Here is a 15,478-nt window from a genome sequence, read left to right as displayed (position 1 = left end):
TGAGTTTGTTTTCAGTCTCAGCATGCAGTGGAGCAGGCTTTCTTGTCTAGTGGGTGTTTTTGCTGACAGCTAGATTTGGAGTTGTTCCCTTTCTTTGCACTATGAGGCTGATTGACCTTTGAGGAGTTGACATGTTAGATCAAATATTTGCACTTTATATCGAGAGCCTGCTTTATACAGCAGTCGGTGTAGGGATCATTGCGGGTTTATGGATTGGACTGCGGATGATTCGCTGCAAGGACAAGACAGCTAAGGAGCGCCAGAGTCATCTGTACGATGTTCTTCTGATTGTCATTATGACGATTCCAGTCCTGTCTTTTGCGACACTGGGCTTGCTCATTGTTCTAAAAGCTTAAATGCTTGTAAAATTGTAGAAAAGTTGTTAGAATAATTCTAGTTACAACAAGGAGAAAGAAGAGTTATGTACGATACAATTATTATTGGAGCTGGGCCTGCCGGCATGACAGCTGCCCTCTATGCAGCCCGCAGCAACCTAAAAGTTGCCCTGCTGGAGCGTGGTATTCCTGGCGGCCAGATGAACAATACTGCTGACATTGAAAACTACCCGGGCTATGCCAATATCAGCGGTCCAGAGCTAGCAGAGAAAATGTTTGAGCCTCTTGAGAATCTAGGGGTAGAACATCTCTTTGGCCTAGTAGAAAAAATTGAAGATCGGGGCGATTTTAAGGAAATCATCACAGAAGATGAGCGTTTTGAAGCTAAAACAGTCATCGTTGCTTCTGGTGCCAATCATCGTCATCTGGGGGTTCCTGGAGAGGAAGACTACAACAGCCGCGGGGTTTCCTACTGTGCGGTCTGTGATGGTGCCTTCTTCCGTGATGAAGATTTGCTGGTTGTCGGTGGTGGGGACTCGGCGGTAGAGGAAGCTATTTTCCTGACGCGCTTTGCAAAAAGTGTGACCATCGTTCACCGTCGCGATGAGCTGCGAGCACAAAAAGTGTTGCAGGATCGCGCTTTTGCCAACGAAAAGATTCGCTTTGTCTGGGACTCTGTGGTGGAAAGCATCCATGGTGATGAGCGTAAGGTGACTGGCGTAACCTTTAAGAATGTCAAGACGGGTGAGCTTAGTCAGGCAGAGTTTGGTGGCATCTTTATCTATGTTGGCCTAGATCCAGTTAGCGAATTTGCTGCGGACTTGGGCATCACTGATGAGGCTGGCTGGATTCTGACGGATCATCAAATGAAAACGTCAGTAGCAGGCATTTACGCTGTTGGTGATGTTCGCCAGAAAGACCTGCGCCAGATTACGACGGCTGTTGGCGATGGTGCCATTGCCAGTCAGGAAGCCTACAAATATCTTACAGAGCAAGCATAAAAATATAAGCTAAGCAAGTGTGTCTATTCAAGTGAGTTGACAGGATTTGCTTAGCTTTTTTGGAATTATGATATAATAAAAGATATCTAGCATAAAGGAGCAAGAAGATGTACCCAGATGATAGTTTAACTCTGCACACTGATTTGTACCAAATCAACATGATGCAGGTTTATTTCAAGCAAAATATTCACAACAAGCGTGCAGTTTTTGAAGTTTTTTTCCGTAAAAATCCTTTTAATAACGGCTACGCAGTTTTTGCGGGCTTGGAAAGAATTATTTCCTATCTCAATAATCTGACATTCAGCCAGAGCGATTTAGATTATTTGCAATCCTTGGGCTATCACGGAGAATTTCTGGATTATTTGCGAAATCTCAAGATGAGCCTGACCGTAAGGTCTGTTCAGGAAGGTGATTTGGTTTTTGCCAATGAGCCAATCGTGCAGGTGGAAGGTCCACTGGCTCAGTGTCAGCTGGTTGAGACTGCCCTGCTCAATATCGTTAATTTTCAGACCCTGATTGCCACTAAAGCAGCGCGTATCCGCTCTGTTATCGAAGATGAGCCCCTGATGGAGTTCGGTACGCGCCGGGCCCAGGAAATGGACGCTGCTATTTGGGGGACTAGGGCAGCGGTGATTGGCGGAGCTAACGGTACCAGTAATGTCCGAGCTGGCAAGCTCTTTGATATTCCAGTCTTGGGAACGCATGCCCATGCTCTCGTTCAAGTCTATGGAAATGATTACGAAGCCTTTAAAGCCTACGCTGAGACTCATCATAACTGTGTTTTCCTAGTAGATACCTACGATACATTGCGCCTAGGTGTTCCGGCAGCCATTCGGGTGGCGCGTGAGCTAGGAGACAAGATTAAGTTTCTGGGTGTCCGCATTGATTCGGGAGACCTTGCCTATATATCTAAGAAAGTTCGGCAGCAATTAGATGAAGCTGGCTTCCCTGATGCTAAGATTTATGCGTCCAATGATCTGGATGAAAATACCATTCTCAACTTGAAAATGCAAAAAGCTAAGATTGATGTTTGGGGCGTGGGTACCAAGTTGATTACGGCTTATGATCAGCCGGCTTTAGGAGCAGTTTATAAGATTGTTGCTATTGAAGATGAGACTGGGGAATTGCGCAATACCATCAAGCTGTCCAATAATGCCGAAAAAGTTTCTACCCCAGGTAAGAAGCAGGTTTGGCGCATTACCAGTCGCGAAAAAGGGAAGTCTGAGGGAGACTACATTACCTATGATGGCCTTGATGTCAATGGCTTGGAAGAGCTGGAAATGTTCCATCCGACCTATACCTATATCAATAAAACGGTCAAAAATTTTGATGCCGTACCGCTTTTGGTGGATATTTTCCAAGAGGGGAATTTGGTTTATAATCAGCCGACTCTGACTGAGATTCAAGCCTATGCCCGTAAGGAATTTGATAAACTCTGGGACGAGTACAAGCGGGTTCTCAATCCACAGGATTATCCAGTTGACCTGGCTAGAGATATCTGGCAGGATAAGATGGACTTGATTGACCAGATGCGCAAGAAAGCCTACCAGACAGGAGCAGAAAAATGAGTCTACAAGAAGAAATCATCGCTCAACTGGGCGTTAAACCAATCATTGATCCGGAGGAAGAAATCCGCAAGTCGGTGGACTTTCTCAAGGCCTATCTGAGGAAGCATCCTTTTTTGAAAAGTTATGTTTTGGGAATTTCTGGTGGTCAGGATTCAACCTTGGCTGGCCGCTTGGCTCAGCTGGCTGTAGAGGAAATGCGGGCTGAGACTGGGAATGATAACTACCGCTTTATCGCCGTCCGCCTGCCTTACGGTGTTCAGGCAGATGAAGATGATGCGCAAAAAGCTCTGGCTTTTATCCAGCCTGATGTCAGTCTGACAGTCAATATCAAGGAATCTGCTGATGCCATGACAAAGGCTGTGGAGACAACGGGAGCCAAAGTCTCTGATTTTAACAAGGGCAATATCAAGGCCCGCAGCCGTATGATTGCCCAGTATGCTTTAGCTGGTTCATACAGCGGGGCTGTCATTGGGACCGATCATGCTGCAGAAAATGTCACCGCCTTTTTCACCAAGTTTGGGGATGGCGGAGCAGATATCTTACCACTTTACCGTCTCAATAAACGACAAGGTAAGCAGCTTTTGGCCGCCTTAGGAGCTGATCCAGCCCTCTATGAAAAGGTGCCGACGGCTGACTTGGAAGAGGAAAAACCTGGGATGGCGGATGAAGTCGCTCTGGGCGTGACTTACAATGAAATTGACGATTATCTCGAAGGCAAGTCCGTTTCAGCCCAAGCCCAAGAAACTATCGAATCTTGGTGGCATAAAGGCCAGCATAAACGGCATTTGCCGATTACAGTTTTTGATGAATTTTGGAAGTGAAAATCTCTATCGAATCTTTTTAGTCCGAGCCAAGAAATGAGGAAGCTATGAAAAAGATAGGTACACAGTCCATTGAAACCAAACGTCTTTTACTAAGACCTTTTCTGGAATCGGATGCTCAAGCTATGTATGACAACTGGGCTTCTCGTCCGGATAATTTGCTGCATGTGACCTGGGATGCTCACGAGAGTCCTGAAGTCACCCAACAGTCTATTGCTCGCTGGGTTGAGAATTATCAAAACATGGATTTTTACAAGTGGGCCATCTGCCTGAAAGAAAATCCTGATTCTGTAATCGGGGACATCAGTATGGTGGACATGGATGAAACAGTCAATTCTTGCGAGGTCGGTTACATTCTAAGTAAAGACTATTGGGGGCAGGGGCTGATGACAGAAGCTTTGAAAGCTGTTTTGAAATACCTCTTGCAAGACGCAGGATTCAATCGTGTCGCAGCAAAATTTGTAACAGCCAATCTAGCTTCTGGGCGTGTCATGGCTAAAGCTGGCATGGGCTACGAAGGTACTTTCCGTCAGGCTGTATTTCATAAAGGACAAGTCAAAGATTTTTCCGTTTATGGGATCCTAACATCTGATTTAGAAAAAGGCTAGGACTCTCTTGTCTAGCCTTTTTACTTGCACTCCTTTTTTAAAGTTCTATAATAGATGTATAATGACAAGGAGGATTCTATGAAGTCGTTAGAACAAGATTTTACAGATAAGTTGTATGCTGCTTATGAGGCCAATCCCAAGTTTGCAGCAATGGAAAATGCCATCAGCCATAATGGTCTTTTGGCTTCCTTAGAGAAGCGAAGCGCCGCTGTGGAAAATACACCTATCTTTTCACTGGATCTCACTAAGGATAAGGTTAGTGACCAGAAAGCATCTGGACGCTGTTGGATGTTTGCAGCTCTTAATACCTTCCGCCACAAGATGATTGCTGGTTTCCAATTGGAAGATTTTGAGCTATCTCAAGCCCATACCTTCTTTTGGGATAAATATGAAAAATCCAACGGGTTCTTAGAGCAGGTGATTGCGACGGCTGACCAAGAATTGACCAGCCGTAAGGTCAAGTTTCTCTTAGATACGCCTCAGCAGGATGGCGGTCAATGGGATATGGTCGTGGCGCTTTTTGAGAAATACGGCGTCGTGCCTAAGTCAGTCTATCCGGAGTCAATTTCTTCCAGTAACAGCCGTGAGCTCAATCAAATTCTCAATAAGCTCTTGCGCCAGGATGCGCAGATTTTGCGAGAATTAGTGGCAGAGGGTGCAAACTCGTCAGAACTCCAGGCCAAGAAAGAAGAACTCCTACAAGAAGTCTTTAACTTCCTAGCTATGAATTTAGGCTTGCCGCCTCGCCAGTTTGACTTTTCTTATCGCGATAAGGACAATCATTTCCACAGTGAGAGTGGATTGACACCTCTGACTTTTTATCAAAAATATGTCGATTTCAAGCTAGCTGACTATGTCTCTATCATCAATGCACCGACTGCAGACAAACCATATGGTAGGTCCTATACAGTTGAGATGCTGGGCAATGTCGTTGGCAGTAAGCCAGTCCGTTATTTGAATGTTGAAATGGATCGACTAAAAGAGCTGGCAATTACGCAAATGAAGGCTGGCGAGACCGTTTGGTTTGGCTCAGATGTTGGTCAGTCTAGCAATCGTAAGGCAGGTGTTATGGCTGAAGGGATGCACGATTTCACTGCCAGCATGGATATCCGACTGACTCAGGATAAGGCTGGCCGCTTGGACTATAGCGAAAGCCTCATGACCCACGCCATGGTCTTGACAGGAGTGGACTTGGATGAAAATGGCAAGGCTAAGAAATGGAAGGTCGAAAACTCTTGGGGTGAAAAGGTTGGTAACAAGGGCTATTTCGTAGCCTCTGACGCTTGGATGGACGAGTATACCTATCAGATCGTCGTCCGAAAGGAGTTTCTGACAGCAGCAGAATTAGCTGCTTATGAAGCAGAGCCTCTTGTCCTATCTCCCTGGGATCCTATGGGTGCTTTGGCAAAGTAATCTTTAATGAGAGAATAACAAAAGAGTAAGAATTTTTCATTCTTACTCTTTTAGTTTGTATTTAATCTTCGTCACTCTAGTCATCTCCACCGTTACCGGAAGATGAGTCGCTGTGGTTAGAAGAGTTATTGTTTGAATCACCAGAATGCTCACTAGAAGCTGATGTGTCAGAGCTAGCTTCTGTACTGTAACTGCTATAGCTAGAATAGTTATAGTACTGCTGGTTATTGTAGTAACGGTTATAGCCAGTACCACTGTTGAGGTAGACATAAGAGCCACTGCGGTAGAGACCATCTGGCATTTCCCAATCTTCTGAAGCAGAGCCGTCTTGAGCTAGGTAAAGCATCATTTCGCGGTAGACATCTGTTGCAACCTTAACCCCATCATCAAGTATTGGTGTCAGACGGTTAGAGTAGCCGGTCCAAACAGCCATTGAATACTTAGGCGTGTAACCAACGAAGAGCTCGTCTGGTGTGACAATGCTAGAGTAGTAGTAAGGCTTGGTCAGCTTGGCTAATTCATCGTCAGCATAGTTGGAGGTTCCAGTCTTACCAGCCTGATAAACCCCAGAGATAGCAGCGTTTGTACCTGTACCAGACTGCAAGACTGTTTTCATCATATCGGTCATCATGTAGGCTGTCGTTTCCTTCATAGCCTTGGAACCATTGTTGGAGAAGGTCTTCTCCGTTCCGTCACTGAAGACGACGCGATTGACATACTGAGGTTTGTAGTAAGTACCGCCATTGGCAAAAGCAGCATAGGCAGCAGCCATTTTTTCACTGCTGGCTCCGTACTCGTTGCCGGATTTGCTGGTGTTACTTGAAAAGGCATTAACATAAAACATTTCAGGATAGTTAATCCCAATACGATTTAGGAACTTGAGAGACTCATCCAGACCAACGGCTTCCAGCGTTTTCACGGCAGGAACGTTCCGGGATTCCTGAATAGCGTATTGAATCGTCATCCCGCCATAATATTTCTTATCCCAGTTGTAGACTGGTGTGCTGGAATACGGGAAATTATATGGAGCATCCGTGATAGGAGCAGCTGTCGAAGTATAGACTTCATTTTCCAGAGCTGGAGCATAATCGGTGATTGGCTTCATTGTTGAACCGAAGTCGCGGTTGGTTTCAACAGCTTGGTTGGTACCAAAGGATACGTTGGTAGATTGGTTACGAGAACCAAGCTGGGCAATGACTTTACCAGTTTGCACATCCATAACGGTGGACGCAACCTGCATTTCGTCATCTGGATAAGCTACATAGTCTCCTGTGTTGTAAATATCCCAGAGTTTCTTTTGGGCATCAGTGTTGACATTTGTATAGACTTCCATACCAGTTGTCAGGACATTGTAGCCAGTCTCTTCTTCTACTTGTTCAATTACTTCCTTAAGATAATTGTCCATGTAAGCAGGATAGCTAGTGGAAGCTTTTAGGCTTTGAAGTCCATCGGTTACAGGAGTATTCTTAGCTTGTTCATACTGCTCATCTGTGATGTACTTGAGATCATGCATCTCACGAAGTACCAGATTACGGCGGTTGGTTGCAGCCTCTGGATGGGTGTAAGGGTCGTATTGGTTAGGTGCCTGAGGCATTCCTGCCAACAGAGCCGTTTGGTGTAAGCTCAAGTCTTTTAGGTCCTTGCCATAGTAGCTTCGGGCTGCTGTTTGCATACCGTAGTTACTGTTGGACATGTAGACTTTATTGACATAATAGGTCAAGATTTGCTGCTTGGTTGCTTTACGCTCAAGCTGAGCGGCCAGCCAAGCTTCTTGGATTTTACGTGAAAGGGTCGCGTCCGAAGAAGAAGTTGAGAAATAAGACAGCTTAATCAACTGCTGAGTTAGAGTTGATCCCCCTTGGCGACCTCCGCGGATGTTGCTAACAAGGGCACCTGCAATCCGAATAAAGTCCACCCCACGGTGATTGAAGAAGCGATGGTCTTCGATGGCGACAATGGCGTTAACCAAATCCGTAGGAATTTCACTTGTTTCAGCATTGACCCGCTTTTCAGCGCCTAGGTCTGCAATCAAATTGTTATTGCTGTCAAAAATCTTACTGGATGTGGTCGCGATGAGGTCTTTTTCAGAAAGCTTAGGAGCCTTGACCGCATAGTAGGTAAATACCAAACAGCCAATCACGAATCCAATCATAAGCAGGGTTATAAGTGCACTTGCAAGATATTTCAAAGCCTGCATAAGAGTTTGTTTATTCATTTATAATACCACCTAGTAGTTTTTGTTCGATAATTTCAAGATAAGGGATGCTGGGAAGCTGTTGCATTTCAATCGGATAACCATGCTCTTGGATGTAAGTTAGAGGCATGGACTTCCCTCCCTTGTCGATCTTGTAAAACTCAATTAAATAAGAAGCGGGAAGCAGGTAAGTCTCCCTTAAGCTGGAAAAATGCAGTAAGACAAAGCAGATACCCTTTTGCTCAAGGACTGCCTCCATATGCTCAATCTGATGCGAATGAAAATTTTTCATGGGCATCGATTTTTTCTGTCGGGTTTCCTTGGCTTCAAAGTCAATATAATGGCCCTTGTAGACTCCAGAATAGTCTGTTGTGGAAGCTTGCCGAAAATAAGCCTCTACAATCTTGGCTCGGCTACGGTGTGGATAATCAACCTTGACAATCTGAATGGGGGTAGGCTTTTTATGGATGACAGCGAGTCCTCTGCTTAGATAGTAGCTGTTGGATTCGTTGATCATCTTTTCAAAAGACATCCCACGATTGGCAAAGTTAACAATGCCGGGAACAGGCCTGTTGATACTGCTTTTTGCCTTTAGCTTATGCGGATAGTTGACCATAAAACTCCTTATTGGTACAATAGCATCACTCTATTATACCACAAAAAAATTTTTTAAGGGAGAATAAATGACCAGTCTACTAATAACAGGCTACAAAGCCTTTGAAATCGGCATTTCGACGGAAAAAGATATGAGAATAAACATCATAAAAGAAGCCGCTAAGAGGGATTTAATCCGTTTTTTGGAAGACGGAGTGGATTGGCTGGTTTTTATGGGTAATCTGGGCTTCGAGTCTTGGGTTTTGGATCTAGCTAATGAATTGAAAAAAGACTATGAATTTCAGACGGCAACCATCTTTCTCTTTGAGAATCAAGGTGAAAATTGGAATGAAGCCAATCAGGCAAAATTAGCTGCTTTTAAGCAAACCGATTTTGTCAAGTATGCTTATCCGAACTACCAAAATCCTAGTCAGTTTCGTGATTACAATCACTTCATCATTCAAAATACAGACGGAGCCTACCTCTTTTATGATGAAGAACAGGAGACAAAACTGAAATATCTTTACCAAGAAATGAAAAAACAAGAACAATATTTTATCAAAAAATTAACATTTGATGACTTGAATGAAGTGGCCGAAAATTTTTCGGGAAATTAGATGATAAATCTTGATTTTTATTAGGCATTTTGTTTATAATTGAATATGATAAACTAGATTGGAGAGAGAAGATGGCAAGTATTATTTTTACAGCAAAAGATATTTTTGATCAGGATTTTAAGCGCGAAGTACGCGGCTATAGTAAGTCCGAAGTGGATGAGTTTTTGGATGATATTATCAAAGATTATGAGACTTACGCAGCCTTGGTAAAGGAGCTGCGTGAGGAAAATCGCCGTCTCAAGGAAGAGTTAGCTGCGAAGCCGGTTGAAAAAGCACCGGTTCAGCCGACTCAGCCTGTCCAATCAACACAAGCGACTCAGTCAACTGCAGAAAGCTTCCCTCAGATGACTTCTGCGACTAATTTTGATATCTTGAAGCGCTTGAACCGTCTTGAAAAGGAAGTATTCGGAAAACAAATTCTGGATCGTGAATAATGGTTCTTTTTAGAACAGTGCAATTTTTGGATAATCGCGTGGAAATTTTAGATTTTCATGAGGAAAGTCCATGCTAGCACTGGCTGTGATGCCGGTAGTGTTTGTGCTAGGCGAAGAAATAAGCCTAGGGACGGATTTTTCCGTTACGGCGACTGAAAGGGCTAAGTCTTTGGATATGTCTGATTAGGTCTGAAAGTGCCACAGTGACGTAGTTCTTCTGGAAACAGAAGAAGTGGAACGCGGTAAACCCCTCAAGCTAGCAACCCAAACTTTGGTCGGGGCATGGAATGCGTGGAAACGAACATAGCACTCTGACTGGAAACAGTAGACAGATGATTATCGAAGGAAATGGTACCTAGTCATTTCCGGAACAAAACATGGCTTACAGAAAATTGCATATAGGCTGAGGCTGGGACGTCAAGTCCTGTCCTCTTTAAATTTTATAATAGAATAGCAAGAGAGTGGCTGAGCGCTCTATTCTCTGCCAAGTTCAACTAGCTGTTGCTTCATTTGTCTGATGGATATTTCAAGGAATGAGCTAGCTGATAAATGGCAGCGAAACCTTCTCAGCCCAAAATTTAAAAAGGGAGAGTGAGGAAAATCGATGTGACGAAATCACGATTTTTGTCTCACTCCCTTTGTTTGTATAGATTGGAATCCATTTAAAAGCCGAGATGAAAGAAAAATTTAATTTAATTGCGACCGCAGCGGCAGGGCTAGAAGCTGTCGTCGGCCGTGAAATCAGAGAGCTGGGATTTGATTGTCAGATCGAAAATGGCCGAGTTCGCTTCGAGGGTGATGTCAGCACGATTATTCAAACCAATCTCTGGCTGCGCGCGGCCGATCGGATTAAGATTGTAGTTGGCAGTTTTCCAGCCAAGACTTTCGAAGAGCTCTTTCAGGGAGTTTTTGCTCTGGATTGGGAGAATTATCTACCGCTGGGAACTAAATTTCCTATTTCCAAGGCCAAATGCGTCAAGTCAAAACTTCACAATGAGCCCAGTGTTCAGGCTATTTCTAAAAAGGCAGTTGTCAAGAAGCTGCAGAAGCATTATGCTCGTCCGGAAGGGGTTCCTTTGCAGGAAAATGGAGCTGAGTTTAGGATAGAGGTTTCTATTCTAAAAGATGTAGCGACGGTCATGATTGATACAACAGGGTCTAGCCTCTTCAAACGTGGCTATCGTGTCGATAAAGGCGGTGCACCGATTAAGGAAAATATGGCAGCGGCCATTTTACTCCTGTCCAATTGGTATCCAGATAAGCCTTTGATTGATCCGACTTGCGGCTCTGGTACTTTTTGTATCGAGGCTGCTATGATAGGGATGAAGATGGCACCAGGACTTCATCGTTCCTTTGCCTTTGAAGACTGGAATTGGGTAGATAAAGACTTGGTAGCACAGGCTCGCTCGACTGCACTCAGTCAGATTGATCAGACCATTCAGCTGGATATTTCTGGCTCGGATATCGATGGCCGTATGGTAGAACTAGCTCGAAAAAACGCTGAGCAAGCAGGAGTTGCAGAGCAGATTCACTTCAAGCAGATGCGTCTGCAGGATTTGCATACAGATAAGATTAATGGTGTGATTATCTCTAATCCGCCATATGGGGAGCGCCTCCTAGATGATGAGGCTGTGACACGACTTTATCAGGAAATGGGGGAAACCTTTGCTCCGCTCAAAACTTGGAGCAAGTTTATCCTGACTAGCGATGAAGCTTTTGAAAGTAAATATGGCAGTCAGGCCGATAAAAAACGCAAACTTTATAATGGAACTTTAAAAGTTGATTTATATCAGTATTTTGGCCAGCGGGTCAAACGTCAGTTAGATTAGAAAGGATTTGCCGTGACGAAAGAAGAAAACTACTCACCGGAAGAAGAAAAGAAAGAGTCGGTCCTTGATTTTGAAGAGGCCAAGGAAATGACAGTCGGTCAAGCTACTCGTAAAAAAGAGGAGCTGGAAGCCGGTGTGAATGAAAGCGACAATGTGCTGGATAAGTACATCAAGCAGCACCGTCAGGAAATCGAAGCTGGAAAATTTGAAACTCAGAAAATCAGAAAGCTGCAGGAGCAGGAAGCTGCTCAAGCTGAGCAAGCCTCTTCTGATTTGACCGACTTCATCAAAGAAAGACGGCAAGAGGTTGAAAGTGAACAGGAGATTCCAACAGCTCAGTTGACAGGCACTGAGACAGCAAGTGAGCCAGAAGCAGCTCCAAACCCCTTAGGTTCTCGCAGTCAACGCTCAGAGCAGGCAGATTCGATTCCTGCTGCTCCCGTTCAAAAGACATCTTACGGTCCTATTCCGGAGCCGCTTGATGAGAAGGAATTACAGGTTCCTAAGACGCCTTTCTACAAGAAAAAAGCTTTCCTTTATCCAGTCTTAGGACTTTTAGGGATTGCTGTAGCGGGCACAGGGCTTTACTTTGCTCTGGGGCATAATTGGGGCCACAAGACCGTTACAAGCTCCAGCTCTTCAACATCGCAGTCTAGCAAAAAGAGCTCGTCTTCGTCTAGCTCTGATAATATTGCCAAGGATCTGAAGTCCTTTAATGATGAGTATGCTGCATTCTTCACAGATAGCAATCAAACAGCTGTCAAAAACAGTAAATTCGGCGACTTGGAAAAATTAAAAACCTTACTTGAAAAGCTAAAAGGCAGCAAAGACTATGATGCAGCCAAGAGCAAGTATGATTCCCTAGTGAAACAAATTTCAGCTATTCAAAGTGTCAATTCGCAGTTTGATGGCGGAGCGATTACTGACGGTGTCTTGAACAAGGAAGCCAAGGCTAATACAAATGCGACTTTCTCAGATGTATCAAGTGGCAATGCTAAGCTAGATGAAGTTCTAAAGGCAGCAATTGCCCAAGGACGCGGCCAACAGGTTCCAACACCGGCTCCTGCTACTGATCAAGGAGGTACAGGTGCAGGTACAAGTGGCGGTTCAAGCTCGTCTGCTTCTGGTTCAGGGGCTTCCAGCTCATACTCTGGTTATGGTCTTCCTAGCAATGGAGTAAATCTGCAGAGAGATCTCAGTCGTGTCCCTTATAACCAAGCAGCTATTGATGACGTCAACAATCCAGCTTGGACATTCAATCCTGGTGTTCTGGAGAAGATTTTGCAAACTTCTCGTGAGCGCGGCTACATTTCTGGAGACAACTATATTCTGGAACGCGTTAATATTATCAAAGGAAACGGCTACTATAACCTCTTCAAGCCAGACGGCACCTACCTCTTCAGTATCAACTGTAAGACTGGCTACTTCGTCGGAAATGGACCGGGTCATGCTGACTCGCTTGATTTCTAGTCATCTGTGAATATTTCTTCAGAAACTGACTTTCCAGTTTGTTAATGGATTTCATTATACATGCACAAAAAAAGTTCTCGATTTCGAGAACTTTTTATTGTTTTAAATCACATGGCGTTCAAAGGCATCATCAGAGATCCCTTGGCTGAGAATGAGCTTAGCCCATTCTTTGGCTGAAAAGAGGCTGTGATCCTTGTAGTTTCCGCAGGATTCAATGGTTGTTCCAGGGACATCTTCCCAGCTAGTTGTTTCAGCAATTTCTTCCAGACAGGATTTGATGACCTGAGCAATTTGGCTGGAGCTGTGTTGGCCCCACATAATCATGTGAAAACCAGTGCGGCAGCCAAAAGGTGAGCAGTCAATCATACCATCAATGCGTTTGCGAATCAGCATGGCCAGCAAATGCTCAATAGTATGCAGACCGGCTGTCGGGATTGAATCTTCATTCGGCTGAACCAGACGGATATCAAAATTGGAAATGATGTCGCCTTTAGGGCCAGTTTCTTCTCCGATAAGGCGGACGTAAGGCGCTTTGACGATGGTGTGATCCAGCTCAAAGCTTTCAACGATAACTTCTTTAGACATGGTTTCTCCTTTACAATTTAGCAAGTGCGAGAAGTTTTTTCTAGTGATATCAAGCCATAGGTTTGTCTTGTTAGCGAAGAAAAAGCCTGTCTCATATGCATCTTTTCTTCTCTGATTATAGCATAAAAATTTTTTATTTGGGAATAAAGTTTAGGTCTTAGGGGAATGAAAAGATTGAATAATCTTGTCTATAGTTTGAAAGAGTTTTGGTGCTCGGGCTTCTACAAACTTTGATGATTTTGTCTCTAAAAAATGGACAAAAGCTTTCTTGAATTTCAAAAAATAGGTTTGTGAATTTTTTAGATTTGTGATAGAATAGTATGGAATTTTGAATTCAACAATTAAATAGATTTGGAGTAAAAACATGGACCTATTTCCTATAATTATGTCTGTTTTTGCTGCCATCATTGGTTTAGTGATTGGATATGTAAGTGTCTCAGCTAAGATGAAATCATCTAAAGAAGCTGCAGAGCTTACTCTTTTAAATGCTGAACAAGAAGCAACCAATTTACGCGGACAGGCTGAACGCGAAGCTGATTTGATTATCAAAGAAGCCAAGCGGGAAACAAGTTCGCTTAAAAAAGAAGCACTTTTGGAGGCAAAAGAAGAAGCCAGAAAATATCGTGAACAAGTTGATGCAGAATTTAAGTCTGAACGTCAAGAGTTGAAACAAATCGAAAGCCGCTTGACAGAGCGTGCTTCTACTCTTGACCGCAAAGACGATAATTTAAGCAACAAAGAAAAGACTTTGGAGCAAAAAGAACAAAGTCTCTCAGATAAATCTAAACACATTGATGCGCGTGAAGAACAAGTAGCGGAACTTGAAAAGCAGAAGGCAGCAGAGCTGGAGCGAGTTGCTTCGCTATCGCAGACAGAAGCGCGTGATATTATTTTGACGCAGACCGAGGACAAACTTTCTAAAGAGATTGCGACTAGGATTCGGGATGCGGAGCAAGATATCAAAGAGCGGTCTGACAAGGTTGCGAAGAATATCTTGGTCCAAGCCATGCAGCGTATTGCCGGTGATTATGTCGCTGAGCAAACCAACTCAACGGTGCATCTGCCAGATGACAGTATGAAGGGCCGGATTATTGGCCGTGAAGGTCGTAATATCCGGACTTTTGAAAGTCTGACTGGTATTGATGTCATCATTGATGATACGCCTGAAGTAGTCACTCTCTCAGGTTTTGATCCGATTCGCCGCGAGATTGCTCGTATGACCATGGAAGCACTCTTGAAAGATGGGCGTATTCATCCAGCTCGCATCGAGGAGTTGGTTGAGAAGAACCGTCTGGAAATTGACAATCGCATCCGTGAGTACGGGGAAGCCGCAGCTTATGAAATCGGAGCACCTAACCTGCATCCTGATCTGATGAAAATCATGGGGCGCTTGCAGTTCCGTACTTCTTATGGTCAGAACGTCCTGCGACACTCTATTGAGGTGGCCAAGCTTTCCGGTATCATCGCTGCTGAGTTGGGTGAAAATGCCAATTTAGCTCGCCGTGCTGGATTCCTCCATGATATTGGCAAGTCTATCGACCGTGAGGTTGAAGGCAGCCACGTGGAAATAGGGACAGAACTGGCTTGTAAGTACAAGGAGCATCCAGTTGTTGTTAATACCATTGCCAGTCACCACGGAGATGTGGAAGCGGAAAGTGTCATTGCTGTTATCGTAGCTGCAGCAGACGCTCTCAGTGCTGCTCGTCCAGGTGCCCGCAGTGAATCTCTGGAAAGCTATATCAAGCGTCTCCAAGATTTGGAAGAAATCGCTAATAGCTTCAAGGGTGTCAAGAACAGCTTTGCTTTACAAGCCGGTCGTGAAATCCGGATTATGGTTCAGCCGGACAAGATTAAGGATGACAAGATTACGATTTTGGCTCACGATGTTCGTGAAAAGATCGAAAATAACTTAGAATATCCAGGCAATATCAAGGTAACAGTTATCCGTGAGATGCGAGCCGTTGACTACGCAAAATAAAGAAGAAATGCAGTCTGGTAACAGATTGCTT

The 15,478-nt window shown here is 44.2% G+C and carries 14 protein-coding genes and 1 other RNA gene; 12 read left to right on the top strand and 3 right to left on the bottom strand.

The annotated features are described in order from the left end of the window. Positions 1-131: 131 nt before the first annotated feature. The 6 genes from RWX26_RS09825 to pepC all read left to right on the top strand — a co-directional run bounded on the left by RWX26_RS09825 (position 132) and on the right by pepC (position 5,746). Positions 132-356, top strand: a complete 225-nt coding sequence (locus RWX26_RS09825) for a DUF4059 family protein (RefSeq protein ID WP_268702032.1) — start codon at positions 132-134, stop codon at positions 354-356. A gap of 65 nt (positions 357-421) precedes the next feature. Further along, complete coding sequence (gene trxB, locus RWX26_RS09820; protein ID WP_314581322.1) at positions 422-1,336, top strand: thioredoxin-disulfide reductase; 915 nt, start codon at positions 422-424, stop codon at positions 1,334-1,336. 107 nt (positions 1,337-1,443) lie between these two features. Further along, a complete protein-coding gene (locus RWX26_RS09815) occupies positions 1,444-2,904 on the top strand; it encodes a nicotinate phosphoribosyltransferase (protein WP_314581320.1) in 1,461 nt (486 codons plus the stop codon). Continuing rightward, on the top strand, positions 2,901-3,725 hold the full coding sequence (gene nadE, locus RWX26_RS09810) for an ammonia-dependent NAD(+) synthetase (protein ID WP_314581317.1): 825 nt from the start codon (positions 2,901-2,903) through the stop codon (positions 3,723-3,725). The genes RWX26_RS09815 and nadE overlap by 4 nt, the downstream gene beginning before the upstream one ends. Before the next feature lie 47 nt (positions 3,726-3,772). Continuing rightward, a complete protein-coding gene (locus RWX26_RS09805; RefSeq protein ID WP_314581313.1) occupies positions 3,773-4,333 on the top strand; it encodes a GNAT family protein in 561 nt (186 codons plus the stop codon). Between the two features lie 78 nt (positions 4,334-4,411). Continuing rightward, the gene (gene pepC / locus RWX26_RS09800; protein WP_314581310.1) at positions 4,412-5,746 is read left to right on the top strand and encodes an aminopeptidase C; all 1,335 of its coding nucleotides are present in this window, start codon (positions 4,412-4,414) and stop codon (positions 5,744-5,746) included. A gap of 76 nt (positions 5,747-5,822) precedes the next feature. Here pepC and pbp1a read toward each other — a convergent pair whose 3' ends face one another. Next, entirely contained in the window at positions 5,823-7,961 is a 2,139-nt protein-coding gene (gene pbp1a / locus RWX26_RS09795) for a penicillin-binding protein PBP1A (protein ID WP_061592652.1), read from the bottom strand. Continuing rightward, a complete protein-coding gene (gene recU, locus RWX26_RS09790) occupies positions 7,954-8,556 on the bottom strand; it encodes a Holliday junction resolvase RecU (RefSeq protein ID WP_002905196.1) in 603 nt (200 codons plus the stop codon). Before recU ends, pbp1a begins: the two co-directional genes overlap by 8 nt. Before the next feature lie 67 nt (positions 8,557-8,623). Here recU and RWX26_RS09785 point away from each other — a divergent pair, with 67 nt between their 5' ends. The 5 genes from RWX26_RS09785 (at position 8,624) to RWX26_RS09765 (ending at position 12,884) form a co-directional block, all read left to right on the top strand. Beyond that, positions 8,624-9,151, top strand: coding sequence for a DUF1273 domain-containing protein (locus RWX26_RS09785; RefSeq protein WP_314581304.1), 528 nt, complete (start codon positions 8,624-8,626; stop codon positions 9,149-9,151). A gap of 71 nt (positions 9,152-9,222) precedes the next feature. Next, positions 9,223-9,585, top strand: a complete 363-nt coding sequence (gene gpsB / locus RWX26_RS09780; protein ID WP_023917285.1) for a cell division regulator GpsB — start codon at positions 9,223-9,225, stop codon at positions 9,583-9,585. 22 nt (positions 9,586-9,607) lie between these two features. Continuing rightward, positions 9,608-9,975, top strand: an RNA gene (rnpB, locus tag RWX26_RS09775) — RNase P RNA component class B. Positions 9,976-10,259: 284 nt separating this feature from the next. Then, complete coding sequence (locus RWX26_RS09770) at positions 10,260-11,414, top strand: class I SAM-dependent RNA methyltransferase (RefSeq protein ID WP_314581301.1); 1,155 nt, start codon at positions 10,260-10,262, stop codon at positions 11,412-11,414. 12 nt (positions 11,415-11,426) lie between these two features. After that, entirely contained in the window at positions 11,427-12,884 is a 1,458-nt protein-coding gene (locus RWX26_RS09765; RefSeq protein WP_314581299.1) for a cell division site-positioning protein MapZ family protein, read from the top strand. A gap of 102 nt (positions 12,885-12,986) precedes the next feature. Here RWX26_RS09765 and RWX26_RS09760 read toward each other — a convergent pair whose 3' ends face one another. After that, entirely contained in the window at positions 12,987-13,469 is a 483-nt protein-coding gene (locus RWX26_RS09760) for an S-ribosylhomocysteine lyase (protein ID WP_314581298.1), read from the bottom strand. 364 nt (positions 13,470-13,833) lie between these two features. On the opposite strand from RWX26_RS09760, the gene RWX26_RS09755 reads away from it, so the two are divergent. Continuing rightward, complete coding sequence (locus RWX26_RS09755) at positions 13,834-15,447, top strand: ribonuclease Y (protein WP_314581295.1); 1,614 nt, start codon at positions 13,834-13,836, stop codon at positions 15,445-15,447. Positions 15,448-15,478 lie beyond the last annotated feature (31 nt).

The organism is uncultured Streptococcus sp. (assembly GCF_963536705.1).
Classification (GTDB): domain Bacteria; phylum Bacillota; class Bacilli; order Lactobacillales; family Streptococcaceae; genus Streptococcus.
This window is presented reverse-complemented; position numbering and strand designations above follow the sequence as displayed.

What these genes read in the sequence shown, in the direction of transcription:
- RWX26_RS09785 (WP_314581304.1), top strand. Translation starts at nt 8,624, where the DNA reads ATGACCAGTCTACTAATAACAGGCTACAAAGCCTTTGAAATCGGCATT.
- trxB (WP_314581322.1), top strand. Translation starts at nt 422, where the DNA reads ATGTACGATACAATTATTATTGGAGCTGGGCCTGCCGGCATGACAGCT.
- gpsB (WP_023917285.1), top strand. Translation starts at nt 9,223, where the DNA reads ATGGCAAGTATTATTTTTACAGCAAAAGATATTTTTGATCAGGATTTT.
- RWX26_RS09770 (WP_314581301.1), top strand. Translation starts at nt 10,260, where the DNA reads ATGAAAGAAAAATTTAATTTAATTGCGACCGCAGCGGCAGGGCTAGAA.
- pepC (WP_314581310.1), top strand. Translation starts at nt 4,412, where the DNA reads ATGAAGTCGTTAGAACAAGATTTTACAGATAAGTTGTATGCTGCTTAT.
- recU (WP_002905196.1), bottom strand. Translation starts at nt 8,556, where the DNA reads ATGGTCAACTATCCGCATAAGCTAAAGGCAAAAAGCAGTATCAACAGG.
- RWX26_RS09760 (WP_314581298.1), bottom strand. Translation starts at nt 13,469, where the DNA reads ATGTCTAAAGAAGTTATCGTTGAAAGCTTTGAGCTGGATCACACCATC.
- nadE (WP_314581317.1), top strand. Translation starts at nt 2,901, where the DNA reads ATGAGTCTACAAGAAGAAATCATCGCTCAACTGGGCGTTAAACCAATC.
- RWX26_RS09805 (WP_314581313.1), top strand. Translation starts at nt 3,773, where the DNA reads ATGAAAAAGATAGGTACACAGTCCATTGAAACCAAACGTCTTTTACTA.
- RWX26_RS09815 (WP_314581320.1), top strand. Translation starts at nt 1,444, where the DNA reads ATGTACCCAGATGATAGTTTAACTCTGCACACTGATTTGTACCAAATC.
- pbp1a (WP_061592652.1), bottom strand. Translation starts at nt 7,961, where the DNA reads ATGAATAAACAAACTCTTATGCAGGCTTTGAAATATCTTGCAAGTGCA.
- RWX26_RS09755 (WP_314581295.1), top strand. Translation starts at nt 13,834, where the DNA reads ATGGACCTATTTCCTATAATTATGTCTGTTTTTGCTGCCATCATTGGT.
- RWX26_RS09825 (WP_268702032.1), top strand. Translation starts at nt 132, where the DNA reads ATGTTAGATCAAATATTTGCACTTTATATCGAGAGCCTGCTTTATACA.